The following is a 24,229-nucleotide window of genomic DNA, read 5'->3' as shown; positions in this document are numbered from 1 at the left end:
AAAAAATTGAAAATCAATGCGCTAATCCGGCGTCCGCGCCTTCCTGTACTTCCACTTTTTCTGTAATAAAACGTCTGCCGACGAGCAAAATCGTCAGCGCCAGGGAAGATGAAATGACCATTGAACCAACCATCGGAACCACCGAAGGTACTTCAAATAAACTGATCGCGACGGAGATCAATGTCCCTGCGCCCATTTGAAAAGCGCCCATTAAGGCAGAAGCGCTTCCGGCATTTTTAGAAAAAGGCGCGAGTGAAAGTGCGGCGGCATTTGGGTAAGTGTAGCCTACGCAGCAAAGGAAAAAGAAGAGAAAAACGATGGTTACCGGCAAAGTCAACAATCCGTTTAATGCAGCCGCAAGAAACGTGATGGAGATAAAAACCTGCGCGATCAATGCTATGTTGACCACCTGCTCACTCGTGAATTTTCTCAAAAACAAGGTATTCAGCTGACTTGAACCAATAAACCCGACCGACAGAAAAGCGAAAATCCAGCCGTAAACTTTTTCGTCGGTGTGAAAAACTTCCATAAAAACGAGCGGCGAGCCCGATACGTAGGCAAACAAGCCTGAGAATGCGACGGCGCCGGTGATGGAATACGTGTAGAATTGCGGATTTTGAATAACTGTAAGAAAATTCTGAATGATCGGCTTAGGCTTTAATGATAACGTTTTGTCGGGCTTGTAGCTGTCGGGAAGCCAGAAAATGGTTGCAACCAGGATCGCAATGCCCATCGCCGCCAGGATCCAAAACACGGTATGCCAGCCAAATGCAGCGGTCACATATCCGCCAACGGTCGGCGCGATCATCGGGGAAACGCCGACTACCAGTAATAAAAGTGAAAAGACTTTGGCGTTCTCGCTCACCGGAAAGAGATCGCGCACCATCGCCACTGACGCTACCGTAGCAGCACAGCTTCCGATAGCCTGGATCACCCGCAGCACAATCAGACTTTCGATACTATTCGCCAGCGCACAGCCAATCGCCGCGAGAATGTATACACAGAGACCAATAAAAAGCGGCTTTTTCCGGCCGAACCGGTCCAGCAGCGGGCCGTATAAAAGCTGGCCGAATGATATGCCGATAAAAAATCCGGATAATGATAAGGAAACTTTTGCGGCGGTGGTATGGAGGTCTTTGGCGATGGCCGGGAAGCCCGGCAGGTACATATCAATAGAAAAAGGGCCGAGCGCGGTAAGACTTCCTAAAATAAGGATGAGGAAAAAATACGTTTTTTTGGACATCATGATTGTGGTGTAGAAACCGGATAACGCGGAGAAATTCCGGTGGGTTCGTGAACACCTTAATATTCATGATTTATTGATCTGCCCTAAAACAAACAAGGCGCCGGTGTTGCCCGACGCCTTCTTCCATTTTCCACGGTAACAGATATGTCTTTATGTGGGGGTTATGCTAAATCTACGCTACCCAATCCAACTTGCTATATACCTCTCTTTCGGTTTCACTAACCGCGTAAGGAACTTTGTTTTTGAGATAAATAATACATCCACGGCCCTTTTTAATCGGTGCTATTTTGACTACGTCGTCTCTGTGAATGATTATGTTGATGAGCTTCTGCCCAAGTAATTTGAAGGTACCTGATTTTACCATTGTCTTTGATCAAAAAAGTTATGCTTTAAGCAATTCCACTTAATGAACTTCCCGACTTCAAATACAACAAAAAGTAATCTTTGGAGATTAGGAAATATCCCAGATCGTCGCGGTTACTTGATTGTAGAAAAGCTGCCACTTCCTTTTGGGCATCAGTTTCAGTTTTGGCGCCTGTTACGGTTAGGACTGCGCCTGGCTTTAAAGTATTGATTGCGTTGTTACCTAATGAAGCTACCATAATGATATTTGGTTGAGGTTTATTCTTACGATGAAATTGCTTTTTCCAACACTTGATAAATAAATGTGCCAGACAAACAGAACTTTTAGACGTATAGAATTCTCAAATAGCTCCCAGGTTTAAGTTTCGATTGAAAATACAGAACTAAATATTTGAATACAAGCTCTTTGCAAAATTTCATAAAAAATTTACAACTGCCCTGAGATTTCTTAAAATCACCGCGGTTTACGCCACACTTCGTCTTCTCAATCCTGCATTTCGGTCGTCTGAAAATGAACTTCGGTCAGGTTCGCTTGCCGGCACATTTTGCGCTGCGCAACTTTGATAAAAAACAAGGCGCTCCGATGAAAAATTACCTGCTGATCCTCTTACTTTTTGCTGCTGCGCCCACTTTGGCGCAGACGAAAATTTCGGGAATTGTTACGGATCAGAAAGGCGGTGTGCTGCCCGGCGCAAATATCACATTAAAGGGAACTTACGACGGTACCTCTTCGGACACGCAGGGAAATTTTGCTTTTGAGACGGATGAAACCGGCAGCCAGGTCATCAGCATTCAGGCGCTGGGATTCAAGACGCAGGAAATCAACATTATCTGCTCCGGAAATCCAGTCACTTTGAAGGTCACATTGCCCGAAAGCATCAATCTGCTCACAGCGGTCACGATCACGGCTGGGGCGATGGAGGCGAGCGATGAAAAGAAATCGGTGGTGCTGAAACCGCTCGATATTGTGACCACTTCCGGCGCGATGGGCGACATTACGGCGGCATTGCTCACATTGCCCGGTACATCCACAGTCGGGAATGACGGGCGGCTTTTCGTCCGCGGCGGCGATGCGTCCGAAACTTCCATTTTTATCGATGGCCTGCAGGTTGGCAATGCATTCGGGAGTACGGCTTCCAATGTTCCGACCCGGACGAGGTTCAGTCCTAATTTGTTTAAGGGATCGTTTTTCAGCACCGGCGGCTACTCGGCGGAGTATGGGCAGGCATTGTCTTCCGCGCTGGCTTTGAACACATTGGATTTGCCGCTGCGGAATCAGGGGGATATCAGCATTATGTCGCTCGGCGGCGGGTATACCCAAACTTTGGTTGGAAAAAACAATGCGTTGACGGCCTCGGGCAACTATTATAATCTCGCGCCTTATCAGTCTTTGGTTAAACAAAATTTCGATTGGGAGAAAAGTCCGTCGAGCTGGGATTCGGAAATTTCGTTGAGACAAAAGTGGGGAAATGCGGCGAAAGGAAAATCGGGATTTATCAAAGCCTATTTCCACACGGAAGGAAATGGTATGGCGATCTGGCAGAAATCACCGGGCAACGATTTGCCGGGAAATGACGGTCGCGGCGACCGGATCGAATTACATAACCGCTACTCTTACGGCAACGTATCGTTCAGACATTCAGCGAATAAAGGCTGGTTTTTCTATGGCGGGGCGGCATTTTCGCACAACCGCGACAAGTATAACATTAACCGGGAACCGATCCGGCAGATCAACCAGATCGCACATTCCAAAATCGCAGCAGTCAAAGATTTTACGCCACAGTTTTCTCTGAAAAATGGTTTGGAGTGGTATATCAAATCCTACTCGGAAGCATTGATCAGCCAAAATTTAAAAAGAAAATACACCGATCATCAGCTTAATCATTTTGTCGAGGCTACCTATTATTTCAGCAACCGGCTGATCATGGTCGGCGGACTGCGGACGGGGTATAGCTCTCTGTCAAAGCAAATGTGGGTTACGCCAAGATTTTCAGTCGCTTACAAACTGGAAAACCAGGGACAATTTTCTTTTGCAGCAGGGAAATTCAAACAGCTTCCCGAAGAGAAACTAAGGGTTTTACAAACCAACCTGAAAAACGGGGAGGCAACACATTACATTCTTAATTATTTTATTGTCAACAACAACCGCACATTCCGCGCCGAATCATTTTACAAAACTTACGACAATCTGGTCACCTACCAGGGCTTGCCTACCGCGCCTGCCAACATTACCCAAAACGGCGCCGGGTACGCAAGAGGATTCGACTTTTTCTACCGCGACAAAACCACCATCAAAGGCACCGATTTCTGGATCACATACAGCTTTGTGGACAGCAAACGCAGGTTTGCAAACTATGAAACCAAAGTTCAGCCTTCCTTCGCGCCCAGGCACAACGGTTCGGTGGTGATCAAACATTTTATTGGAAAACTGAAATCGCAACTCGGCTCCTCCTGGTCGTGGAACAGCGGCTACACCTACAATAATCCAAACCTGCAAGGCGAAATGCAGTCCAAAACCAAAATGTACAGCGACCTTAGTATCAGTTGGAGTTACCTGCCCCGCCCCAACATTATCATTCACGCCGCCTGCTCCAATGTGCTCGGCCGCAGCAATGTTTTTGGCTACCGCTACGCAACGCAACCCGACGAAACCGGCTTTTACGCCAGCCTGCCCACCGGTCAGCAAGCCAAAAGATTCGCCTTCATAGGCCTCTTCATCACATTATCGAAAAACAAAGACGCGAATCAACTGAACAATCTTTAAAACTTACCGAAATATTTAACCTGTTAACAGTCAATCTTTTCACTCAAAATTTCAACCAGAAAAATCATGAAAAAGCTACAAATCATCCTGACGTTCATGCTCTTGACAACATTCACCGCCATCGCCCAGGATACGCCCTACCAAAAAGCGATGAAAAAGGAAATAGCGAAACTGATCGAGACCGATTCCCTACCGCAGCTGCAGCAGTCGGCGAATGCTTTTGCCCGCATTACCGAGCTGAATCCGACGGAGTGGCAGCCGCTTTACTACCAGTCGCTGGCTTACACTTTTCAAGGTTTGAACAAAACTTTGACAATTGATAAAAAGGATGAGGCGCTGGCGCGGGCCGAAGAACTGGCGAAAAAAGCGGATGCTATCTCGCCCAACAATGTGGAAATCGTGACTTTGCAGGGTTTTGTGACGATGGCAAAACTCAGCGCCGACCCGGCAGGACGCGGGCAAAGTTTATCGGGTTTGGCGATGCAAACATTCGGCAGGGCATTGGGAATCGACAACAAAAACCCGCGTGCGTTGGTCATGATGGCACAAATGGAATATGGAATGGCGAAATTCTTCGGGTCGGGAACGGAGAAAGCCTGCGGTTTTGCGCAGCAGAGCGCGACCATCTTCGCCGGACAGGACGAAGCCGCATTAAAAGCCGCTATCTTGCCAACCTGGGGAAAAAAGTTGGCGGATGGAATGGTCAAAAATTGCAAGTAAGTTTTTCCGCATCGTCACTTAATCCGTAAACTGTACCTCCGATATGCTGGGTAAAAGATCGACCAAAGGCTCCAAAAAATTCTGGAATTTCTCGCCTGCTTTTCTGGGTGTCAACCTGGTGATCGCGCTGATCCTCACGCTGATGCATTGCTGGGAATGTTTCCTGAGCGTGCAGGGAATGCAGACGATCTGGGGCGAAATGCTGGTTTCTTTCGTGATGTCGTGCGTGCTGAGTTATGGTGGTTTTTTGTTCGAAGATTATTTCGACAGGACGATTTCCTGGATCGAATTTCCCATTAAAAGGCTGGTGCTGGAATGTCTGGGCTACTTTCTGTATGTGTTTGTTGTCAGCATTATCATCATTTTCCTGGATATGTACCTGCTGCGGCAGGCATTTACGCTCAACAACATTCCGTGGAAAGACCTCGTCAACTGGACTAAATTCCCGATGCGGATTTCATTTGTGATCAGTTTTATTTTTATCAGCCGATCGTTTCTGATGGAGTGGCGGAATGCGGCGATCGAAGCAGAGCAGCTTAAAACAGAGCGGGTTGCGCAGCAATTTAAATCTTTAAAAGACCAGCTGAACCCCCATTTTTTGTTCAACTCGCTGAATGTGCTGAGTAACCTGGTTTACGAGAATGCGGATCATGCTGCCCGGTTTATTAATAAGTTGTCGAAAATTTACCGGTATGTGCTCGATGTGCAGCAGGAGGAATTAGTACCGCTGGAAAAGGAGTTGGAATTTGCGGAAAACTATCTTTCGCTGCAAAAAATACGGTTTGAGGATAGTTTGCAATATCATATCCATGTTGACAAAAATGTTTCCGGCAGCATTCCGCCCCTCTCCCTGCAGCTACTTCTGGAAAATGCGGTGAAGCATAATGTTGCCTCCTCTTCGAGTCCTTTGAAGATCGACATTGAATTGATTAACAATGAATTGGTTGTAAAGAATAATTTTCAGCCCAAGAGCAGCATTTCGGAAGAATCGACGGGGATTGGGTTGTCGAATATCAGAAAGCGGTATGAGTTATTGTGTGAGAGGCGGATGTCGGTTTTGAATGAGGGCGGGGCGTTTGTGGTGAAGTTGCCTTTGCTTTCGCCGTCAGTTTAAACTGACGGTAATTGAAAAAATAGTGTAGTGGGCGTAGTTTCTTTCTTGCCGAAGCTGCCTCGCTTTGCCGTCAGTTTAAACTGACGGTAATTGAATTAAATAGTTTAGTGGGCCGAGTTTCTTTCTTGCCGAAGCTGCCTCCCTTTGCCGTCAGTTTAAACTGACGGTAACTGAATAAAATAGTCTTGCAGAAATCTTTTTCTTGATGAAAATCCTAATTATTGAAGACGAAAAGCCGGCGGCGCGGCGGCTTGCGCAGCTGATTTTAGAAAAATTGCCTGGTGCGCAAATCCTGTTAAACCTCGATACGGTTTCCGGCTCGGTGGATTGGTTTAATAAAAATCCCCAGCCCGACCTGATTTTTCTGGATATCCAGCTTGCCGACGGGATCAGCTTTGAGGTTTTTGAGAAGGTAAAAGTGACTGCGCCGATCATTTTTTGCACGGCTTACGATCAATATGCGATCAAGGCATTTAAGCTGAATAGCATTGATTATCTGTTGAAACCGATCGATCCGGAAGAATTGGGACAAGCCTTGGACAAGTTTCAGGCTGGCAGGAAAGAGCCTGCAATTTCTTTGGAACAAATAAAAAACCTGCTGCAACCTGCTGCCAAAACATTTAAAAACCGCTTTCTGGTGAAAATTGGCGAGCGGATCCAGACGGTAGACATTGCGGATGTTGCTTTCTTTTTTAGTGAGGACAAGGTGACTTTGCTGCAAACGAAGCAGGGCAAAAAGTATATCATAGATTACACATTGGACGAGGTGGATGATATGGTTTCGCCGGAGCTGTTTTTCAGGTTAAACCGAAAGTACATCAGCTCAATCGGGGCAATTAAAGATGTTTTTACTTACTCGAATAGCCGGTTGAAGATTCATTTGGAACATTGTAATGATAATGATATCCTGATTAGCCGGGAGAGGATGGGGAGTTTTAAGGATTGGTTGGGGCAATAGTTTTTAATGTAAGGCACGGATTTTTAACAACCTCTCACAAATCACTATAAGCAGATTATGAGAGCGATATGGTCCGGGGCGATTGGGTTTGGCCTCGTTAATATTCCCGTGAAATTGTTTAGCGCCACGCAAGGCAGCGAGCTTGACCTGGATATGCTGGATAAAAAAGACCACTCCCACATTAAATACCAGCGCGTCAATGCCAATACCGGCCGCGAGGTGGATTGGGACAACATTGTGAAAGGCTACAAAGTCGATGACGAATATGTGGTGCTCGACGACAAGGATTTTGAAAAAGCCAGTCCCGAGAAAACCAAGCTCATCGAAATCGCCGAATTTGTCAATGAAAAAGACATTGACAGCATTTACTACGAAACTCCCTACTATTTACAACCTGAAAAATCCGGCGCAAAACCTTACGCTCTGCTCCGCGACGCCCTCAAAAAGACAGGTAAGGCAGGTCTGGGATCGTACGTGCTGCGAAACCGCGAAAGCCTTGTCCTTATCAAACCTTCCGACGACATTCTGATCCTCAATAAAATCCGGTTTCAGGACGAAATACGGGATACCGAGGATCTTGAAATTCCGGATATCAAGATCAAACCCGCGGAAATGAACATGGCGATCCAGCTCATCGAACAGCTGACCACGGATTTTGACATTTCGCGATACAAGGATACTTACAATGAAAATCTGCTGAAACTGATCATGGCGAAGGCAAAAGGCAAGAAACCGGCCACGTCGAAAATGAAGATTGTTCACTCGAAAAGTAAAGATCTCATGGCGCAGCTCAAAGAAAGTCTGGCCGCACCAAAACGTAAAGCATCATGAAAAAGAAAGCTGAACTCACGCATCTGGATAAGATTTACTGGCCCGACGAACATATCACGAAGGGCGAGTTGCTGGAATATTACAGCAACATGGCACCCTACATTTTGCCTTATCTGAAAAATCGGCCACTCTCGCTTCGCCGGCAGCCCAACGGAATTAAAGACGCCGGATTTTTCCAGAAAGATGCTGGCGAACACGTACCGGATTGGGTGAAAACGCATGAGATTCTGGCCGAGTCGACCGGGAAAATTGTGAACTACATTATCTGCAATGATCTCGAAACACTGCTTTATGTGGCCAACTTGGGCTCGATTGAAATGAATCCGTGGAATTCAACCATCAGCAAGCTGGACTACCCGGATTACATTGTGATGGACATTGACCCGTCGGAGAAAAACACTTTCGACGATGTAGTAGATGTAGCGCTGACGATCAAACAAATCCTGGATCAGATTGGTATTGAGGGTTTTTGCAAAACTTCCGGCTCGCGGGGTTTGCATGTTTATATTCCTTTTAATAAAAAATACACATTCGACGAAGCAAAAGATTTTGCGGAGATACTGGCGACGATGGTGACAGATTACCTCCCGAATCTGACCACATTGGAGCGGTCGCTTTCGAAGCGGAAAAAGAACCATATCTATGTTGATTTCCTTCAAAACCGCACCGCCCAAACATTGGCCTCTGCATACAGTGCCCGCCCAAAACCGGGTGCGACGGTATCGACGCCTTTGGAATGGAGCGAAGTGAAACATGGACTTTCGCCCAAAGAATTCACCATCAAAAATGTGCTGAAACGCGTGGAAGAGAAAGGTGATTTGTTTAAAGGCGTTTTAGGAAAAGGTGTGGATATGCACAAGGCGCTGCAAAAACTGGAAGCCTTACACGAATCCTGACCGGCCGACTGGTTTTTTGCGGACTCTGCTAGGAGTTAAGTTGAACTAATATTTATTTTAATGTTTCAACTTTATCTGACGTCAATGTTCCGCTTTTACACGAAATCCTCTCTCCTATTTTCCCTGCTCGCCGCTTTTTCCCCGCTGATATTCACGGGATGTAAATCCAGCGCGGATACCGATAGCGCTACCCAGGTTGTCACAAGACCAGCCGTGATTGGCTACGTCGGCGGTTTTCACGGTTTGCTCGAAACCGCAGACATGCCAGCTAACAAACTGACGCACATTAATTATGCTTTTGTAGATGTGAAGGATGGAAAGGCGTTTTTATCCAATGAAAAAACGGATACGACGAACTTCCGCAACCTGAATCTATTAAAGCAGAAAAATCCCGACCTGCAAATTCTTATTTCCCTTGGCGGCTGGACATGGAGCGAGAATTTCTCCGACGCCGTACTGACTGATTCTTCCAGAAAAATATTCGCTCAAAGCGCGGTTGACATTATCAAAAAATATAAACTCGACGGTGTGGACATTGACTGGGAATATCCCGGCATTCCCGGCGAAGAAGGCAATGTGTACCGCCCGGAAGACAAGCAGAATTATACCCTCATGTTTGAGGCGCTGCGTAAGGAACTGGATGTTTTGGAAAAAGAAACCGGTAAAAAGAAGCTCCTAACCACCGCTACGGCTGGTTTTACCTCCTTCCTGAAGACAACAGAAATGGGCAAAGCGGCCAAATATCTGAATTTCGTGAACCTAATGACGTACGATCTTTTCCAGGGAGATACGGTGGTGCACCACGCCAATTTGTACCAGAGCAAAAAATATAACTCGCAACATTCGGTGGATAAGGCGGTGAAGGCATTTCACGCGGCGGGCGTACCGATGGAAAAGCTGGTGGTAGGGATTCCTTTTTACGGCCGGATGTTCAAAGTTTCGAAACTTGAAAATGGTTTTGGACAAAAACAGCAATCGCAGGAATACAAGGAAGGTTACACGGATTTTAAAGAAAATTTTGTCAACAAAAATGGCTTCGTGGCCTACCGCGATTCAGTGGCGCGGGTACCCTACCTGGTCAATGCTACTACCGGTGAGCTATTAATGTACGAAGACGAGCAGTCGGTACGGGAAAAATGCCAGTATGTGCTGGCCAACAAACTGGGCGGCGTCATGTTCTGGGAATATGCCTCCGATCCCAAAAACTATCTGCTCGACGAAATCGACAAAGTCATGAAATGACAAAAATAAAACAACCAGCCAAAGAGCCAGAGGCTCGACCAATCCCCTAAGGACGGATTTCAATCCGTCCAACCAAAAACATCGGATTGAAATCCGATGCAAGAAAATCGGTCGAGCCTTTGGCTCTTTTTGCGGGATCAAAAAAGCCTCAGCTCGTTTACTTCGTGATAACCTTCCTTCAACTCCCCCGTCCGAAACAGATTTACGAATTCATGTGCTCTGCGGGTAGGTTCGGGAAGACGATGTTTGCCGACACATTTAATCGCGATTTCAAGACTGTCTTGCATACTCATTTTGTTACCCGGCGAAATAAAAACCGGCTTGACATCATTTTTTGTCCGCAAAGCATATCCTACTATTTCCCGGCGATCGGTCACGAGCGAAAAGTCGTTCCGTTGATTGCCGGGTTCTTCATATTGTCCCGCCAGCTTTTTTTTGGCGCAGCCCATCGTAGCCGTACCAGTCAGCACCCCAAAGTGTGATGCGATACCCATTCTTCGCGCATGGAGAATGCCGTTTCCGTCAAACATAATGACGTCGGGTTTGATGGGGATTTGTTCGTAAACCTTTAATAAAGAAGGAATTTCCCGAAATGCCAGGTAGCCGGGTACGTAGGGAAAAACCGTGTGGCTTTTGACCAGCGAATACGCGATAGGCTGCAAGTCGGGGAAGCTAAGTATCACCATGCCGGCGTAAACGGTGTCGCTATACAATGAAAGCGAAATGTCCGCGCCCGCGATCGTCGTGATGACTTTCCGGTACGGACTTAGTTTCAGGTACTTTTTCAGGTCCTGCTGGATTTTTGTAGCGTCGGTGATCGTCAATTGATCATAATTCGACTCCGGCGTGTGTGCGATTTGTGTGATTTCAGCTGGCATGATATTCATGATTCATAGTAGTAAGATTTCACTTATTATAAAAAACCAGACCATCCTCATGGAACATGCTACTGTCAAGCGAAAATGGGCAAATTGGAAATTTTTTGGGTTCATCATCATCCTTATTGCCGTGTTCGTAAAGTTTTTCGTGCTGGATGATCATGACGAAAATGCCACGGTGACGGTGGAAATGGATTTGCCGCAAGTCGCGTTCCGGAATGTGCAGGAAGTGGAGGCAATACTGGGAAAGGGCAAGCTCGACAGTTACTATAAAGACGAAGCAGCCGGTTGTGATAAATGTCCCAAAATGACTTACCGGGAGGACAAAATCGAGATAATTTTCATCAACGACATTGCCGACAGGATCACATTGAAAGGTTTATCGGACTATGATTTCGACGACCGGGTGATCCTGGGACTTTTGAACCTGAAAGAGAACATTGCGCCAAAAGTCGACGAAGACGGGCTGAAACGCTGGGATAATTATGAGAAGTACACCCAGATCGCTGCATTCTCCTCGGGAAGCCATCTTGATTATATCCTAATTAAAGCCAAAACAAAATAGCAGCAACAAGCTCATATAGATTACATTCGCATTAAGTTAACATTGCACTTTTTCAATATTAACTTTTGATTGATTTATCAGGATTAAAAAAGTCGCCAAATAATATTTGGTGACTTTTTTATTTAAAATCCACTCACCATCAGCAAAAACCACTCATCCTACCGGAAGATCGCTCATTGAATAGTCAAAATACGCGTCAGATTACGCAGTTATATTTGCAGAGTCAAATGAGACAAAGACAAGATTTAAAACAAAAACAGCCATGAAGAGCATCATAACAACATTCGCATTCGCACTGACATTGAGTACAACTTTCGTATTTGCAAACGAAACAAAATCTGAATCAAAAGTTTTATTACCAGTAGCATCCGGGGTATTCGAAACACCTGCACCGCTGAACACAGCAACAACCAACGAAATGGTAAGTTACACTGCCGAGCAAAAAGCAGCGATCGTTGAATTGAAATTGACAAAAGAAGAAGCGAAAGCAGAATCGAAGAAAGCGCTGCCAGCTGTTACTCCGATCATTGAGACTCCGGCACCGCAAACTGGCAAAACAACGAATGAATACGCAAAATATACGCCTGCACAGAAAGCTTCGATTGTAGAGCTTAAAATGACAAAGTAATTTGAAATAAGTTAAAGGTGAAATTGAGATTTTTAAAAAGGGGAACATTAGATTCCCTTTTTTTATGCCCAAAATGGAAGCTAAATAGCTGCAAGTGAAGAGCTGCCTTCGAGCGGCTGTTTGCGCGTCCGGAAACGTTCGAAGTAAATGTTGGCCAAAACCAGCAACACCACACCCGCCCCAAACTGTACATAGGCAAACTGCATCAGCACCCGCGACCAACTCAGGTCTTTCATAAAAAACTCCTTGTAAAGCAGCAGGGCCACGCTGCCCATATAACCGATGCTCTCGCAGATATATACAAAGTAGCCAGCATTAGCTTTCACCCGCAGCAACGCGATCATTCGGTCGAAAACAACCGTTTGCAGCATGGTATAGGCCAGGAACATGCCGAGGCCGATCAGGAGCATCCAGTAATAGCCAGAAATCATCGCTCTTTCAAATAAGAAAGTTGACAGGCCAATTAATGTAATCGCAAAGAGCAGGATCAGGTTTGTGAGGCGGAAACCTTTGAGATTATCCCGCACAAAAGCCAGTGAACCGATCACAATGAGGACGATCAGGCCGGTGATCATTTCGGTGGTGGCGAGGACGCTACTGTTCCAGCTGGCCTGTATTTCATTCCAGATTTCGATGGTAAAATTGTCGCGGAAATCGCGGACGACGACCAGCGTGGCGTAAAAAATAACAATACAAATGATCGGAAAACCAAGCTGGCGCATGACCAGGGCCTTATCGTGCTTGCTCATTGGCAAACGCTCGGTACGGAGCCGGATATCTTCGGCAGTAGGCTGCGGGATCACCGAAAGCATCCAGACGAAGACAAAAAACAGGGGCAAAAAAAGTAGCCCCATCAAAAATGGCATCCAGAATTCGGAGACGCCCGGCCAGATTGCGTGGACTTCGAGGTAAGTGGTTTTGAGGATGCCCGAGGCGATGACGACGCTGATATTGAGGCCGATCGCCAGCATTTCGGTAAACTTTCGTCCTTCCAGAAAACTGAAAACCACGCCCCAAACCATTCCCAGCGGCAAACCATTGAAAAACAAAAACACAAAATTGTACGGAAACGGAACCAGCCCGAAAAAGAGCAGTGCCGTTTCCGCAAAGAGGATCAGCCCGATGATCAGGGCAATCCGGGAGGAGGGTTTTAATTCCGAAATAATTTTAATCCCGACGAACTTGGATAAGGTGTATCCTGCTACCTGGGTGATAATCAGGACCGCTTTGTAGCTCATGTCCCAGAGTTCGAGCCCTTTGTAAAGTCCGGCGTTGAACGGTTTCCTGAATGCGTACATACAGAAATACGCCCCGAAAGAGGCAACCAGCGCCCAAATAATGAAGAATGTATTTGATCGCAGCAGTAATTCTTTCAGTCGCATAAAGCTGTTGTTGAGTTTCAGATCAGGCCCGAGGCCTTTTCAAGCGCATTTTCAAGTATCCTTAATGCTTCTGTAAGTTGCTCGCGGGTGATGATCAGCGGCGGGGATAGCTGGATGACATTTCCCTGAGACACTTTGAAACTCAGGCCGTTTTTCAAACATTCATACATCACAACCTCGGCTTGTCTGCCGGCTTTTTCCCTTGTTTCACGGTTTGTCACAAGTTCGATTCCCCAAAGAAGGCCTATGCCGCGGATATCTCCAATGAGCGCAAATTTTTCTTTGAGCTTTTCCAGCTCGTTTTGCATGAACAATGCATCATCATGGACTTTCGCCAGAATGTTGTGTTGCTCAATGTATTCCAGCATCGCCAGCGCGGCTACACTTCCAAGCGGACTTTTTTCATGCGTAAAATGCCCCAGCGAAACGCTCTGGGCAATGTTATGGCTTTCCCTCGCCACGATCGCTGCCATCGGCATCACGCCTCCGCCCAATCCTTTTCCAAGACAAACAATGTCCGGCTCGATGCCATAATGCTCGAAGGCAAATATTTTGCCGGTCCGGCCAAATGCAATCGGAATTTCGTCGAGCACGAGTAAGACTTTGTGTTTCGTACAAATCTCCCGAACCTTCGTCCAGTAAGCCTGTGATGGGATTTGCACGTCGGTATTCCGGATTGTTTCAATCAAAAAAACACCAATATCCCCCTCTTTTTCAATCACATATTCGAGATAATCGGCATAGGGAAGGTCACTTTCAGCAGCATTAAAAAATGGCCCGCGGTAGGTCATCGGCGGCGGGATTCTTTCCACGCCGGGCATTAAAGCGCCCATATCTTTCCTGAAATCCAGCTCACCTCCGGCAGAAATCGCATCGAGCGACGCGCCATGGAAAGAATCCCAGAGTGAAATCACTTTATGCTTTCCGGTAACAACCCGGGCCAGCTTCAACGCCATACTGATCGCCGAGGTACCGCCCGGCGCAAAAAGCACGCGTTTTAAATTGCCGGGCATCAAATCGCCCAACTTTTTCGCAAGCTCGATGGCTGGAACATTGGTATATCTTCTGGGCGAAAACGGCAGAATATCCATCTGCGCTTTCAGTTTTTCGATAATATAAGGATTTCGATAACCGAGCTGATGCACATTGTTACCGTGAAAATCCATGTATGTTTTGCCCTGTATATCAGTCAGATAAATGCCATCGCAGGAAGCCAGCACATCCAGGCATGGCGTGGACAATGCCTGATGCAGAAAATGCTCTTCATCTTCGTGCAGGTAAGAAACCGTCTCCGGATCATCAATCACAGCGTACCATTTCTGCCGCTCCGACGACAAGTTGATATCTCCCTCGGTCCTATTATGCGCTTCGGTCATTTCACAAAAAGTTTATCGGCAGGGATCAATTGTTTCGCTACGCCCGGACCTTTATAAAAAGCATCCAGCCAAAAACCGCCGCCATTATTATAATATTCCACACGGATCGGATGCTTCCCGGCCGTGAGCTCAACCGTGCCGGTTTCTTCCTGCACGCCGTGATTTCCATCGTTATCTACTACTTCTTTTCCATCTACAAACAACTTGCTGCCGTCGTCGGATTGTGTCGTAAAAAGGTATTTTCCAGGTTGGTCTATCTGTATAAAACCTTCAAATCTGACGGCAAAGCTCTCATTTCCAGAGAGCAGCTTATTAATATCATCCCGCACCAGCCCAAATTCCGGACTTATCCAGGAAGCGCCTTTTTTCATTTTGGAAAAATCGGGCAGCTTTGTCAGATCATTTCCCTGATAGAAAGTCGCCGTCAAACCATTGCCTTGTCCCGATTTTGCAACCCGGAAATAAGCATTGGACAACATACTCGGATTTCCTTTTTCATCAAATGCGCGGGCTTTTACTACTGCGGTTTTTTCCAATGTAAAAGGCTTTTTATAAACCGGCGACTTGCTACCCGGATCTGTCCCGTCGGTGGTATATCGGATCGTACCTTTCTCGACTTTCGACTCGATTTTGACAGTCGGAACCTGGTCAATGTACAGGCCACCAGCTTGTTGATAAAGTTTTCGTTCCGGAAAAATTATCGGCGCGTCTACGGCTTTTTCACCCAGCCAGAGATTTTCAGGTTCTTGATATCCTTCAAATGCTGCTTTCACCGGCCGGCCGATCCAGGCATAAGGCTGCTGAATACCGAGCGCAAAAGCCATCGTCGACGCCAGATCATACGTATAAACTTGCTGCTCGATCTTATAGCCTTTTTTGATATCCTTACCATAAAAAATCCCGGCAATTTCTGCCTCCTGCGGTGTGGCGCCACCATGACCATACCCTATCCCGCCGTGGTCCGCCCAGATAATCACAAGCGTTTTGTCCATGATTCCAGCATCTTTAATCCCTGCCAGGATTTTACCGATCAACGAATCGGCTTTTGTAACAGATTTGTAATATTCTTCGGAACCGTGCCCGCCATGATGGCCCGCATGATCTACGTGGTCAAAATGCACGAATCCGAGCGCCGGTTTTTTGGTTTTGATATAATTGATAAAATCGGTAGCCGTAGAATCTTCCGTGGAAAGACGCTTGTCGTAATTGACCGCATTTTTTTGAAATAACCTGCCAAAGCCTTCCCAATGATACACTACGCCGATTTCGACCTCGGGCTTGGCTTTGTGAAGAACGCTGAAAATGGTTGGAAAACGTCCGTCGGATTCGTTGACAATCGGAGGCAATGTGTGATCGTCCATTTCCCAATCATTATTGATCACGCCATGCTGCTCAGGCCCCGCGCCCATGATCATCGATGCCCAGTTTTGGCTGCTCGAAGACGTCAGTACGGTCCGCACATTCCACTTCACGCTACCATTCGCGATCATATCATCCAGCACCGGCGTTTCCGCTTTTTTTATGCCGTCGGGACTCAGCCCATCGATCCCGATCACAATGACGTGCTCGATGCCAGCTGGCTTGTCGTCTGATTTTTTTCCGCAAGACCACAGTGAGATCGCTGCCAATGTGAGCAGGCATATTGGGCGGGACAGCATAAATTACAGGATAAGGGTTTAAGAATTAATGGGTTAAGAATTTAGGAATGTTGCGTATTCTTAGCAAAAATCAGCTATAAGTGCCAGCTACAACTTCGTCGCAGAGGCCGAAGGATAAGGTCATTCCGTTTCCGCCCAGGCCGTTGATGATCGTCACGCCGCTTTCGGGTCTCAGGACAATTTCGGTGGCACCATTTGTCATCTTCGGATAGATCCCGTGCCAAGTCTGGAAAACTTTCGGCGACTTAAATTGCGCGAATGTATCCAGGTAATCGAGGATCATTTTATTGATAAATTCCCTGTCGAAAGGATCAAATGTGAGCGCATATTCGTGGGAATCGCCGACTGTGATCTCGCCCAGGCCGTTTTGGGAAGCCATCACGTGGATGCCCCATTTCAGATATTCCGCATATTCGCTTTCGTACCGGGCTTTCAATCCGGGCAGCGACGCGGCGGCTTTGAAACCGTGGTAATGTATTAATGATAGCCCGCCACAAAGAGCGGGACCGATTTTCCAGTTATCGGGCTGCGCTTCCAGACGCAGCATTTGCAGTTTACATTTAGTGATAGGCGCAGCTGAAAATTGCTCAGGGTAAAGCGTTTCAAAATCCTGCCCACTGCACACATATATTTCGTCGGCCGACCAGGTTTTCGAGCCGGAGGAAACATTCGGATAATTCACTTCCGAGATAGCAGTATCCCAGATGAAATTCACGCCCAGACTTTGGGACAAATAACCCGGAATCGCAGCGATGGCTTCCCGCGGATCGACAATCATTTCGTCGGCAGAATAAAGCGAGCCAAGTAGCTGGTTACCATTTACAGCCGGAGATTTTTCGAGTGTTTCAGCAGCATTCAAAATGCTCACCGGACGATAGCCGCTCACTTCTGCAAACTGTTGTAAAACTTCAAATTCGTCCTGCTGATACGCCATGTGCAGGCTGCCGCCTTCGTAAGACCAGCATTTGGCGCCCGCAAGCGTTTCTTTCCAGATACTTTTGGCGTGTAGTGCACGCTCATATAACTTACCTTCCGGCTGCCCGATCGGCCACACCATCCCGAAATTTCGGATGGACGCACCGACGGCTTTGGAAGACCTTTCAATCACAGTTACCTGGTAACCTCTTGTACCCAAGGCTCTTGCAGTGGCAAGCCCGACAATTCCCGCTCCAATAACGATGGCTGATCTGCTCATTCAAATGATATTTAGATGAACCCGTAAATTATTTGTGGGCTTCAAAAACCTGACTTGAAGAAATAATGCCCAATACGTCTGCAATGTCGTCGATAATGTGGGTCGGCTTGTATGGAAGCAGCTCTTCACGGGTAAAAGCGCCGGTTGTAATGCCGATAATGTATTTGCAGCCGGCGTTGATTCCCTCATTTACATCCACTTCGGTATCGCCTACTTTCGCTACTTTTTCAGGAGAATCAATGTTCAATTCGGCCATGATTTTGCGGATCATATCAGGATATGGACGGCCTGCCGGCACTTCGTCGCTGGCGACCATGGTATCGATTTTATCTTCCCAGCCGAGACGCTGAATGATCACATCCGCAATATCACGTGAAAAACCGGTGTTCAATCCAATCTTGATTCCCTCCGCACGGAGCGTAGCAAACGTTTCCTCCACATTGGGCAGCGGACCGATTTCGGTGGTCGTTTTGTAAAATTCAATCATACCATTTACAAAATGCGTATGGATCACATGGATCAGATCTTCCGTGATTTTCGATTTATCAGCCTCAAATCTTTCAAGCATCATCTTGATAGCCAGCGGCTTCTCATATCCCATCAAAGGGTTAACATCTTCTATTGCGATATCGTACCCCTGCGATTTCATGGCTTCCTGAAACGCAATTCCGACAAAGTTTTTATCCTTGACGGTGGTTCCGGCCATATCAAAAACAACAAGTTCTATGGACATTGTCTAAAAATAATTGGTGAACTAATACTGAACACACGATAGAGAAATACAGTGTATGTGGCAAATATAGAGCCTAATGCCCTATATAGCATTATCCAAATGTTAATTAATATTAAACTTTTGTAAAGTTTTTTACGGAATAGTAAATCTTAAAACCTTTACTGCGCTTCGTTAAAAAAGTAGATGACGAGCAGCAGTACTTCATCGCCGTCGATGCATTTGGGATTATGGAGTTCATTCGCATCGAAAAACATGGAATCGCCCTGGTTCAGCACATATTTATTCTTCCCAACCGTGTATTCGACCGAGCCTTGCAACACATATTTGAACTCGAATGCATTGGTCCGCACCATAGGGCGTTTGGCGTCTTTTTCCAGTCGCAGGAGCACCACGTCGATGTGGTTATCTTTAAATTGTTTACTGAAAATGCGCTGATAATAAAAGCCTTTGGCATTTTCCTTCGTAAAAGGCTGGTATTCTTCTTTGCGGCGGATCAGCACATTTTCACCCGACGCGGACGAGATAATGTCCTTAAAAAAAACATTCAAATCGATATCCAGCGCCTTGATCAGCCCCAGCATGACAGGTAGGGAAGGAATTGTGCGGCTATTTTCAATCTGCGAAACCAGGCTTTTGGTAACCCCTGCCTCATCCGCAATTTCCTGCAGGGTAACTCCTTTATTTTTCCTTACCTCTTTTAATTTATTGCTGATCTGTAAAAGAATGTCTTCCTGCATTCGAAGTGCTGTTTTTTGATTTGCGATGTACGACCGAGTTGCCGCACGAATCAGAGCACAAAATACGAAAAGCTGGGACAATAACGCCCTGATAAATGCCGACTAGAGTACTAACTAGTTCGGTAATAGCTGATCCGTGATCGCAATCCGGTTCCAAGCGTTGATGGTGATGATGCCCAGGATGACAATATTTGTGTAGGCTTTGCCGAGAATTTCCACCGCATTATCGTACACTTTATCGCTCACGCCGTGATTGGCGATGAGGGTAACTTCTTCTGTCAGGGCGAGGATGGCTTTTTCTTCTTCGGTGAAAAGTTGCGTTTCGCGCCAGACGCTCACTAGATGCAACTTTTGATCATTCATCCCCAGCTTCAATGCTTCACGAATGTGCATATTGAGGCAGTATGCGCAACCGTTGATTTGAGAAGCGCGGATTTTGATCAGCTTGTAATGCAGCTTATCCAAGCCACTTTCAGACATAACTTTTTCCAAGTGTTTGATCGCATTGTAATTGCCAGGATCGATTGTATTGGATGGATTTCTTTTTGACATGGTAACGCACTTCTATTTCTAAAAAGCGAATCTATTGCCAAACAGGACTATTTGACTGATCCGATTTAGAACATTTTTTGTAGTCCAATTACCGCGTCGGCTCTTAGTTTGAAACCTTGGGTTATAAGGGTTTGAGGGCTTCTGTCGCCGGGCGGGCTTTGCGGGTGCGTTTTCTGGCGGCGAATATGTATTGCTTTTTCCTGAATTTTTCAATGTCATCTTTCAGCGCAATGTTGGCTTTTTCGATCAGGGAGTTCTGGCGACGCATTGTATTTACCAGTTCGTTCATTGCTTCGAGATTGGCCAGTTGGAGTAAGACGAGTTCTTCGAGATCTGCTTTTGTGTATTTCATGGTTGTTAAAGTTAAAAGTTCATACAAAAATGTATATTAAATTTTAATATAAAAAATCACATTGCAAATTCTGATTTTGTCGCGGGGGTTTTTTTTCTAAACTTTGACTTAGCCAGCGCCAAGGATTAGCCAGATATCAATGTCAATTCCCCAAATGAATAGAATAAAAGAAGTTCTCAACGAACAGGGAAGAAAACAGGCCTGGCTGGCTGAAAAGCTTGGAAAAAGTTACGTTGTTGTCACCAACTACTGCAACAACAAGTCACAGCCAACTATTGAAACCTTGCGAGAAATAGCATTTCTGCTGGACGTAGATGTTACGGAACTGCTCGTGCCAACCAAAATTAAATCCTGACATTTTCATGGTTCCCAGGGTTTAAACCCTGGGCTAGAGAGATCGGTCATGCCTCCGGCATTTTTCTCGACATCCCAGACGCAAGTGCCAGCGGCACGTCACATTTCCTAGCCCCGGGTTTCAACCCTGGGCCATAGTAAGTTTGAATTTTATAATTTAGCGAAATGAAAAATACGGAGAGCATATCGGAATTTTATCAGCGGGTGCCTAGCGCAAATCCGACGGGTCTGACGCTGAATAATGCAGGTGTCGGGCATTTTAATGTTTTTGAGCGGAATTCTTGTTACCGCAAAACGCCGTATAGCCGCAGGGATTTTTATAAAGTTTCTTTCATTATCGGTACGGGAAAGTTGTATTATGCGGATAGATGGATTGAAATTGACCGTCCGGCGCTGCTTTTTTCCAATCCGATGGTGCCTTATTCCTGGGAAGCGATTTCCGAGTCGCAGCTGGGGTGGTTTTCGCTTTTTACTGAAACATTTCTGCACCCGACTGAGCGGAAGGACTTTTTGCAAGACTCGCCGCTGTTTAAAATTGGCGCGAATCCTGTGTTTTTTGTTGATGAGAATCAGCAGAAAAGCCTGTCGGCGATTTTTACCAAAATGATGGAAGAAATCGAAGGCGACTATCCGCACAAATACGATATGTTGCGCAATTACCTGCATCTGGTGATCCACGAGGCGATGAAAATGCAGCCCGCCGAAACATTTGAAAGACAGATCAATGCCTCGGCCCGCATTACCAGCCTTTTTATGGAACTATTGGAACGCCAATTTCCCATCGACACGCCGGAAAATGCATTGCGACTGAAAACCGCCAATGATTTTGCCAAAAGTCTTTCGGTACATGCTAATCATTTGAACCGCTCGGTAAAGGAAATCACGGGTAAAACGACTACCGAGCACATTTCCGCGCGGATTACCAAGGAAGCGCAAGCATTATTGAGCCATACCAACTGGAATGTTTCAGAAATTGCATACAGCCTGGGCTTCGAATATCCTGCTTATTTCAACATTTTCTTTAAAAAACAAACCGGACTTACCCCAGGCGGCGCTCGTACCCGGGCTGTTTGATTTTTATAAAGATCCGTGTGATAATTATAAAGCACCGGGCAGGCTGGCGCGCTAATTTTGTCGTGTCAAACAGATCATTAACATTAGCCAAAAGCCGATAGCTAACCGCTAAAAGCTGCCAGCTAACAGCCAGTCAAGAAAATGAAATACAGGAATCTGGGAACTACGAATGAAAAATTGTCGGCCATTGGTTTGGGCTGCATGGGCATGAGTTTCGCTTACGGCCCGACTGACGACGCGGAAAGTATTGCAACATTGCACCGGGCGCTCGACCTGGGCATCAACTTCTGGGACACCGCCGATATGTATGCAAACGGTGAGAATGAAAAGCTGATTTCCAAAGTGTTGGTACCAAACCGGGACAAAGTGTTTATTGCTACCAAATTTGGTTTCAGATACGGCGACCATGTAAATGCGCCAAGAAATTCTGCCGGAGCGTATTTCGATGGCTCGCCCGCGTGGATGAAAATCGCGGTGGAAGACAGCCTTCGCCGACTGAACATTGAAACAATTGACCTGTACTATGCGCACCGGGTGGACCCGAATGTGCCGGTAGAGGAAATGGTGGGCGCGATGGCGGAGTTGGTAAAAGAAGGGAAAGTAAGGTACCTCGGCCTGAGCGAAGCTTCGGCGGCATCGATACGCAAAGCGCACGCTGTGCACCCGATTGCTGCTTTGCAAAGTGAATACTCTTTGATCACGCGGGATGTAGAAGGCATTATCCTCGACACGATCAATGAACTGGGCATTTCGCTCGTGCCTTATTCGCCGCTGGCGAGGGGGCTGGTGACTGCGCAGCTGAATGTTGAAACATTGACGGACACGGATTTTAGAAAAACATTGCCTCGCTACCAGCAGGAGTTTGCCGATAATAATAAGAAGCTGGTTGATGGATTTGCCGAAATCGCAGCCGGCAAAAACTGCACACCGGCACAGCTTGCACTGGCTTGGATATTGGCTCAGGGTGAAGACATTATCCCGATTCCGGGAACAAAAAAGAGGAAATACCTGGAAGAAAACGCGGGAGCGATAGACGTCGAACTTTCAGCGGCCGACCTGGCAGAAATTGACGCGCTTGTGGCCAAATTCCCAAATACCGGAGAAAGATACAGCGAGGGTGCCATGAAAATGGTTAATCACTAGGCACCAAGTCCAGTAAGCCGTAGTTGCCTGAATATCAGGAAACTACGGCTTACTTATTTCAAATCGTTTTTAAGGCAGATCATAAAACCCTTTCCAGATCTGAACCGCTTCTTCCAGCGTTTCCGGCGGAGATTGCAGGTAATCTTTAATTTTCAAAAGGTTTTCCGACAAACCGTCTTTCACCGAATATTTGATGAGATCAACCAGCAGCTTGTCGATTTTCGCAGTATCGGTGCGCCAGTTGTGATCATATTTGGCAAACCATTCTTCATTCAGAAAAACAACGCCCGAATACCTGTACACGTCCGAAAAACCGAATGCATCGATCACGATCGGCTCTGTCGGCCATTCCGCATCCAGTTCCTTATCGCTGTAACGCTCGCGGCCATCGCCCAGTAGGGCGATAAACCTGTATTTTTTGACCATATTCATTTTTTGATCTGACTCCACTTATTGATAGTTTTAAATCCTCCGTAATGATAAACTATCGTGCCGTCAAGTGCAATTGAACTCATTTGCCCCGACGCGAATTATTGATTGAAAGAACAGGAATGATACGCATCTCGACACTCCCACTGATTGAAAATTTAACACAGTTTCACGAGGCAAAGCTGATTCTGCTTGTGGACGTGCTCCTCGTTGGCGACGCGCCGCGGAACATGCGGGAACATATCAAAAACAACTACGGCGGATTTATTCACGATAAAAAAACGTACATCCCAATCACATTGACCGGCACGCCGGAAAGCCTGATGGCGAACATTGGTAAGCCGATCCATTTCAAATTTGATCATGGATTTGAAAATCATTATCATTTCAACGGTAATTTGGACGAGGCTTTCTGGCACAAAAAACTGTACGATATGTCGGAATTTGCAGGAACTTCATCGGTGTCATTTGAGCGGGAGGAAAGCTTCATCACTGAGCGCTACATTACCGGAAAGCAGAAATATATTGAGCCTGAAATGATTACCAAGCTGCTGGATATACCCACAAATGCCCCCGCATCCATCGGCTTAAAAGCCATGCGGGGATTAAAACCTGTCCGGAAATGATCTCTGAAATCTTTTTGGTAGTATGTCAAAAGTAGCCAGCATTCTCCGCTGCACCTGTCCAAAATGCCGGAAGGGACGACTTTTCACAAGCCGAAATCCCTACGCTTTTAAAGGTGGCCTCGACATGCCAGACCACTGCCCCGTCTGTCACCAGGATTTCAAAATCGAACCTGGCTTCTACATCGGCGCATTATGGACCAGCTTCCCGATCGTCATCATCCTCATGGCGCTGATCTCGCTGCTGCTCCTGGTTTATTTTAAAATGGAAATGAACTGGTTCTTCGTAACATTGGCCATCATACTTTTCCTGCTGCAACCCATCATTATCAGGCTGGGAAGGTCAATCTGGATCCATTTATTTGTGGCTTATGATCCGGATGCGGAGAATAAGTAGGTTAATCTCCGCAAATTTG

Annotated in this window: 26 protein-coding genes; 14 read left to right on the top strand and 12 right to left on the bottom strand. The window is 46.4% G+C overall.

The features are described 5' to 3' along the window. Nucleotides 1–13: 13 nt before the first annotated feature. Together FEN17_RS19950 and FEN17_RS19940 are read right to left on the bottom strand one after the other, a co-directional pair. The gene (locus tag FEN17_RS19950) at nucleotides 14–1,243 is read right to left on the bottom strand and encodes a multidrug effflux MFS transporter (protein WP_138367881.1); all 1,230 of its coding nucleotides are present in this window, start codon (nucleotides 1,241–1,243) and stop codon (nucleotides 14–16) included. A 392-nt stretch (nucleotides 1,244–1,635) separates the two neighbouring features. Then, nucleotides 1,636–1,848 (bottom strand): hypothetical protein, encoded by a 213-nt coding sequence (locus FEN17_RS19940; RefSeq protein ID WP_138367155.1) that lies wholly within the window; start codon nucleotides 1,846–1,848, stop codon nucleotides 1,636–1,638. Between the two features lie 272 nt (nucleotides 1,849–2,120). Between FEN17_RS19940 and FEN17_RS19935 the strand changes: the two genes are divergently transcribed. The 7 genes from FEN17_RS19935 to FEN17_RS19905 all read left to right on the top strand — a co-directional run bounded on the left by FEN17_RS19935 (nucleotide 2,121) and on the right by FEN17_RS19905 (nucleotide 10,134). Continuing rightward, nucleotides 2,121–4,373 carry a TonB-dependent receptor gene (locus tag FEN17_RS19935; protein ID WP_229208911.1) on the top strand — a complete coding sequence of 751 codons (2,253 nt, stop codon included), beginning with the start codon at nucleotides 2,121–2,123 and terminating at the stop codon, nucleotides 4,371–4,373. A 66-nt stretch (nucleotides 4,374–4,439) separates the two neighbouring features. After that, on the top strand, nucleotides 4,440–5,093 hold the full coding sequence (locus tag FEN17_RS19930) for a hypothetical protein (protein WP_138367154.1): 654 nt from the start codon (nucleotides 4,440–4,442) through the stop codon (nucleotides 5,091–5,093). Between the two features lie 43 nt (nucleotides 5,094–5,136). Next, the gene (locus tag FEN17_RS19925) at nucleotides 5,137–6,207 is read left to right on the top strand and encodes a sensor histidine kinase (protein WP_229208910.1); all 1,071 of its coding nucleotides are present in this window, start codon (nucleotides 5,137–5,139) and stop codon (nucleotides 6,205–6,207) included. Between the two features lie 205 nt (nucleotides 6,208–6,412). After that, nucleotides 6,413–7,165 carry a LytR/AlgR family response regulator transcription factor gene (locus FEN17_RS19920; protein WP_138367153.1) on the top strand — a complete coding sequence of 251 codons (753 nt, stop codon included), beginning with the start codon at nucleotides 6,413–6,415 and terminating at the stop codon, nucleotides 7,163–7,165. A 57-nt stretch (nucleotides 7,166–7,222) separates the two neighbouring features. Further along, nucleotides 7,223–7,996 (top strand): non-homologous end joining protein Ku, encoded by a 774-nt coding sequence (ku, locus tag FEN17_RS19915; RefSeq protein WP_138367152.1) that lies wholly within the window; start codon nucleotides 7,223–7,225, stop codon nucleotides 7,994–7,996. Beyond that, complete coding sequence (gene ligD, locus FEN17_RS19910) at nucleotides 7,993–8,892, top strand: non-homologous end-joining DNA ligase (protein WP_138367151.1); 900 nt, start codon at nucleotides 7,993–7,995, stop codon at nucleotides 8,890–8,892. Before ku ends, ligD begins: the two co-directional genes overlap by 4 nt. 84 nt (nucleotides 8,893–8,976) lie before the next feature. Then, a complete protein-coding gene (locus FEN17_RS19905; RefSeq protein ID WP_138367150.1) occupies nucleotides 8,977–10,134 on the top strand; it encodes a glycoside hydrolase family 18 protein in 1,158 nt (385 codons plus the stop codon). A 137-nt stretch (nucleotides 10,135–10,271) separates the two neighbouring features. On the opposite strand, the gene FEN17_RS19900 is transcribed toward FEN17_RS19905, so the two are convergent. Beyond that, entirely contained in the window at nucleotides 10,272–11,021 is a 750-nt protein-coding gene (locus FEN17_RS19900; RefSeq protein WP_229208909.1) for an endonuclease V, read from the bottom strand. Between the two features lie 49 nt (nucleotides 11,022–11,070). Between FEN17_RS19900 and FEN17_RS19895 the strand changes: the two genes are divergently transcribed. After that, the gene (locus FEN17_RS19895; protein WP_229208908.1) at nucleotides 11,071–11,577 is read left to right on the top strand and encodes a hypothetical protein; all 507 of its coding nucleotides are present in this window, start codon (nucleotides 11,071–11,073) and stop codon (nucleotides 11,575–11,577) included. A gap of 262 nt (nucleotides 11,578–11,839) precedes the next feature. Next, on the top strand, nucleotides 11,840–12,205 hold the full coding sequence (locus FEN17_RS19890) for a hypothetical protein (RefSeq protein WP_138367148.1): 366 nt from the start codon (nucleotides 11,840–11,842) through the stop codon (nucleotides 12,203–12,205). Nucleotides 12,206–12,285: 80 nt separating this feature from the next. Here FEN17_RS19890 and FEN17_RS19885 read toward each other — a convergent pair whose 3' ends face one another. The 8 genes from FEN17_RS19885 to FEN17_RS19850 form a co-directional block, all read right to left on the bottom strand. Then, nucleotides 12,286–13,587, bottom strand: coding sequence for a DUF5690 family protein (locus tag FEN17_RS19885; RefSeq protein ID WP_138367147.1), 1,302 nt, complete (start codon nucleotides 13,585–13,587; stop codon nucleotides 12,286–12,288). Between the two features lie 17 nt (nucleotides 13,588–13,604). After that, complete coding sequence (locus FEN17_RS19880; RefSeq protein ID WP_138367146.1) at nucleotides 13,605–14,963, bottom strand: aspartate aminotransferase family protein; 1,359 nt, start codon at nucleotides 14,961–14,963, stop codon at nucleotides 13,605–13,607. Then, nucleotides 14,960–16,621, bottom strand: coding sequence for an alkaline phosphatase family protein (locus tag FEN17_RS19875; RefSeq protein ID WP_138367145.1), 1,662 nt, complete (start codon nucleotides 16,619–16,621; stop codon nucleotides 14,960–14,962). Before FEN17_RS19875 ends, FEN17_RS19880 begins: the two co-directional genes overlap by 4 nt. A 70-nt stretch (nucleotides 16,622–16,691) precedes the next feature. Continuing rightward, nucleotides 16,692–17,816 (bottom strand): TIGR03364 family FAD-dependent oxidoreductase, encoded by a 1,125-nt coding sequence (locus FEN17_RS19870; RefSeq protein WP_138367144.1) that lies wholly within the window; start codon nucleotides 17,814–17,816, stop codon nucleotides 16,692–16,694. Nucleotides 17,817–17,844: 28 nt separating this feature from the next. Beyond that, the gene (locus tag FEN17_RS19865; RefSeq protein WP_138367143.1) at nucleotides 17,845–18,549 is read right to left on the bottom strand and encodes an HAD-IA family hydrolase; all 705 of its coding nucleotides are present in this window, start codon (nucleotides 18,547–18,549) and stop codon (nucleotides 17,845–17,847) included. Between the two features lie 158 nt (nucleotides 18,550–18,707). After that, nucleotides 18,708–19,286, bottom strand: a complete 579-nt coding sequence (locus FEN17_RS19860; protein ID WP_138367142.1) for a helix-turn-helix domain-containing protein — start codon at nucleotides 19,284–19,286, stop codon at nucleotides 18,708–18,710. Between the two features lie 114 nt (nucleotides 19,287–19,400). After that, nucleotides 19,401–19,838 (bottom strand): carboxymuconolactone decarboxylase family protein, encoded by a 438-nt coding sequence (locus tag FEN17_RS19855; protein WP_138367141.1) that lies wholly within the window; start codon nucleotides 19,836–19,838, stop codon nucleotides 19,401–19,403. Between the two features lie 121 nt (nucleotides 19,839–19,959). Next, nucleotides 19,960–20,190 (bottom strand): hypothetical protein, encoded by a 231-nt coding sequence (locus tag FEN17_RS19850; protein WP_138367140.1) that lies wholly within the window; start codon nucleotides 20,188–20,190, stop codon nucleotides 19,960–19,962. A 154-nt stretch (nucleotides 20,191–20,344) separates the two neighbouring features. Between FEN17_RS19850 and FEN17_RS19845 the strand changes: the two genes are divergently transcribed. The 3 genes from FEN17_RS19845 to FEN17_RS19835 all read left to right on the top strand — a co-directional run bounded on the left by FEN17_RS19845 (nucleotide 20,345) and on the right by FEN17_RS19835 (nucleotide 22,761). Continuing rightward, a complete protein-coding gene (locus tag FEN17_RS19845; protein WP_138367139.1) occupies nucleotides 20,345–20,545 on the top strand; it encodes a helix-turn-helix transcriptional regulator in 201 nt (66 codons plus the stop codon). 164 nt (nucleotides 20,546–20,709) lie between these two features. Further along, nucleotides 20,710–21,618, top strand: a complete 909-nt coding sequence (locus tag FEN17_RS19840) for a helix-turn-helix domain-containing protein (protein WP_138367138.1) — start codon at nucleotides 20,710–20,712, stop codon at nucleotides 21,616–21,618. A gap of 141 nt (nucleotides 21,619–21,759) precedes the next feature. Beyond that, the gene (locus FEN17_RS19835) at nucleotides 21,760–22,761 is read left to right on the top strand and encodes an aldo/keto reductase (RefSeq protein ID WP_138367137.1); all 1,002 of its coding nucleotides are present in this window, start codon (nucleotides 21,760–21,762) and stop codon (nucleotides 22,759–22,761) included. A gap of 69 nt (nucleotides 22,762–22,830) precedes the next feature. Here FEN17_RS19835 and FEN17_RS19830 read toward each other — a convergent pair whose 3' ends face one another. Beyond that, nucleotides 22,831–23,211: a hypothetical protein gene (locus tag FEN17_RS19830; RefSeq protein ID WP_229208907.1), complete on the bottom strand. Its 381-nt coding sequence runs from the start codon at nucleotides 23,209–23,211 to the stop codon at nucleotides 22,831–22,833. Nucleotides 23,212–23,312: 101 nt separating this feature from the next. Between FEN17_RS19830 and FEN17_RS19825 the strand changes: the two genes are divergently transcribed. Together FEN17_RS19825 and FEN17_RS19820 are read left to right on the top strand one after the other, a co-directional pair. Next, nucleotides 23,313–23,816, top strand: a complete 504-nt coding sequence (locus FEN17_RS19825; protein ID WP_138367135.1) for a hypothetical protein — start codon at nucleotides 23,313–23,315, stop codon at nucleotides 23,814–23,816. Between the two features lie 22 nt (nucleotides 23,817–23,838). Further along, the gene (locus FEN17_RS19820; protein ID WP_138367134.1) at nucleotides 23,839–24,210 is read left to right on the top strand and encodes a DUF983 domain-containing protein; all 372 of its coding nucleotides are present in this window, start codon (nucleotides 23,839–23,841) and stop codon (nucleotides 24,208–24,210) included. Nucleotides 24,211–24,229 lie beyond the last annotated feature (19 nt).

Source organism: Dyadobacter luticola (assembly GCF_005860805.1).
Lineage (GTDB): Bacteria > Bacteroidota > Bacteroidia > Cytophagales > Spirosomataceae > Dyadobacter > Dyadobacter luticola.
Note: the sequence above shows the minus strand (reverse complement) of the source record. Positions and strands in the feature narration are given on the sequence as shown.

Excerpts from the sequence above, each read along its gene's own strand:
- FEN17_RS19950 (WP_138367881.1), bottom strand. The coding sequence starts at position 1,243 with ATGTCCAAAAAAACGTATTTTTTCCTCATCCTTATTTTAGGAAGTCTT.
- FEN17_RS19940 (WP_138367155.1), bottom strand. The coding sequence starts at position 1,848 with ATGGTAGCTTCATTAGGTAACAACGCAATCAATACTTTAAAGCCAGGC.
- FEN17_RS19935 (WP_229208911.1), top strand. The coding sequence starts at position 2,121 with ATGAACTTCGGTCAGGTTCGCTTGCCGGCACATTTTGCGCTGCGCAAC.
- FEN17_RS19930 (WP_138367154.1), top strand. The coding sequence starts at position 4,440 with ATGAAAAAGCTACAAATCATCCTGACGTTCATGCTCTTGACAACATTC.
- FEN17_RS19925 (WP_229208910.1), top strand. The coding sequence starts at position 5,137 with ATGCTGGGTAAAAGATCGACCAAAGGCTCCAAAAAATTCTGGAATTTC.
- FEN17_RS19920 (WP_138367153.1), top strand. The coding sequence starts at position 6,413 with ATGAAAATCCTAATTATTGAAGACGAAAAGCCGGCGGCGCGGCGGCTT.
- ku (WP_138367152.1), top strand. The coding sequence starts at position 7,223 with ATGAGAGCGATATGGTCCGGGGCGATTGGGTTTGGCCTCGTTAATATT.
- ligD (WP_138367151.1), top strand. The coding sequence starts at position 7,993 with ATGAAAAAGAAAGCTGAACTCACGCATCTGGATAAGATTTACTGGCCC.
- FEN17_RS19905 (WP_138367150.1), top strand. The coding sequence starts at position 8,977 with ATGTTCCGCTTTTACACGAAATCCTCTCTCCTATTTTCCCTGCTCGCC.
- FEN17_RS19900 (WP_229208909.1), bottom strand. The coding sequence starts at position 11,021 with ATGAATATCATGCCAGCTGAAATCACACAAATCGCACACACGCCGGAG.
- FEN17_RS19895 (WP_229208908.1), top strand. The coding sequence starts at position 11,071 with ATGGAACATGCTACTGTCAAGCGAAAATGGGCAAATTGGAAATTTTTT.
- FEN17_RS19890 (WP_138367148.1), top strand. The coding sequence starts at position 11,840 with ATGAAGAGCATCATAACAACATTCGCATTCGCACTGACATTGAGTACA.
- FEN17_RS19885 (WP_138367147.1), bottom strand. The coding sequence starts at position 13,587 with ATGCGACTGAAAGAATTACTGCTGCGATCAAATACATTCTTCATTATT.
- FEN17_RS19880 (WP_138367146.1), bottom strand. The coding sequence starts at position 14,963 with ATGACCGAAGCGCATAATAGGACCGAGGGAGATATCAACTTGTCGTCG.
- FEN17_RS19875 (WP_138367145.1), bottom strand. The coding sequence starts at position 16,621 with ATGCTGTCCCGCCCAATATGCCTGCTCACATTGGCAGCGATCTCACTG.
- FEN17_RS19870 (WP_138367144.1), bottom strand. The coding sequence starts at position 17,816 with ATGAGCAGATCAGCCATCGTTATTGGAGCGGGAATTGTCGGGCTTGCC.
- FEN17_RS19865 (WP_138367143.1), bottom strand. The coding sequence starts at position 18,549 with ATGTCCATAGAACTTGTTGTTTTTGATATGGCCGGAACCACCGTCAAG.
- FEN17_RS19860 (WP_138367142.1), bottom strand. The coding sequence starts at position 19,286 with ATGCAGGAAGACATTCTTTTACAGATCAGCAATAAATTAAAAGAGGTA.
- FEN17_RS19855 (WP_138367141.1), bottom strand. The coding sequence starts at position 19,838 with ATGTCAAAAAGAAATCCATCCAATACAATCGATCCTGGCAATTACAAT.
- FEN17_RS19850 (WP_138367140.1), bottom strand. The coding sequence starts at position 20,190 with ATGAAATACACAAAAGCAGATCTCGAAGAACTCGTCTTACTCCAACTG.
- FEN17_RS19845 (WP_138367139.1), top strand. The coding sequence starts at position 20,345 with ATGAATAGAATAAAAGAAGTTCTCAACGAACAGGGAAGAAAACAGGCC.
- FEN17_RS19840 (WP_138367138.1), top strand. The coding sequence starts at position 20,710 with ATGAAAAATACGGAGAGCATATCGGAATTTTATCAGCGGGTGCCTAGC.
- FEN17_RS19835 (WP_138367137.1), top strand. The coding sequence starts at position 21,760 with ATGAAATACAGGAATCTGGGAACTACGAATGAAAAATTGTCGGCCATT.
- FEN17_RS19825 (WP_138367135.1), top strand. The coding sequence starts at position 23,313 with ATGATACGCATCTCGACACTCCCACTGATTGAAAATTTAACACAGTTT.
- FEN17_RS19820 (WP_138367134.1), top strand. The coding sequence starts at position 23,839 with ATGTCAAAAGTAGCCAGCATTCTCCGCTGCACCTGTCCAAAATGCCGG.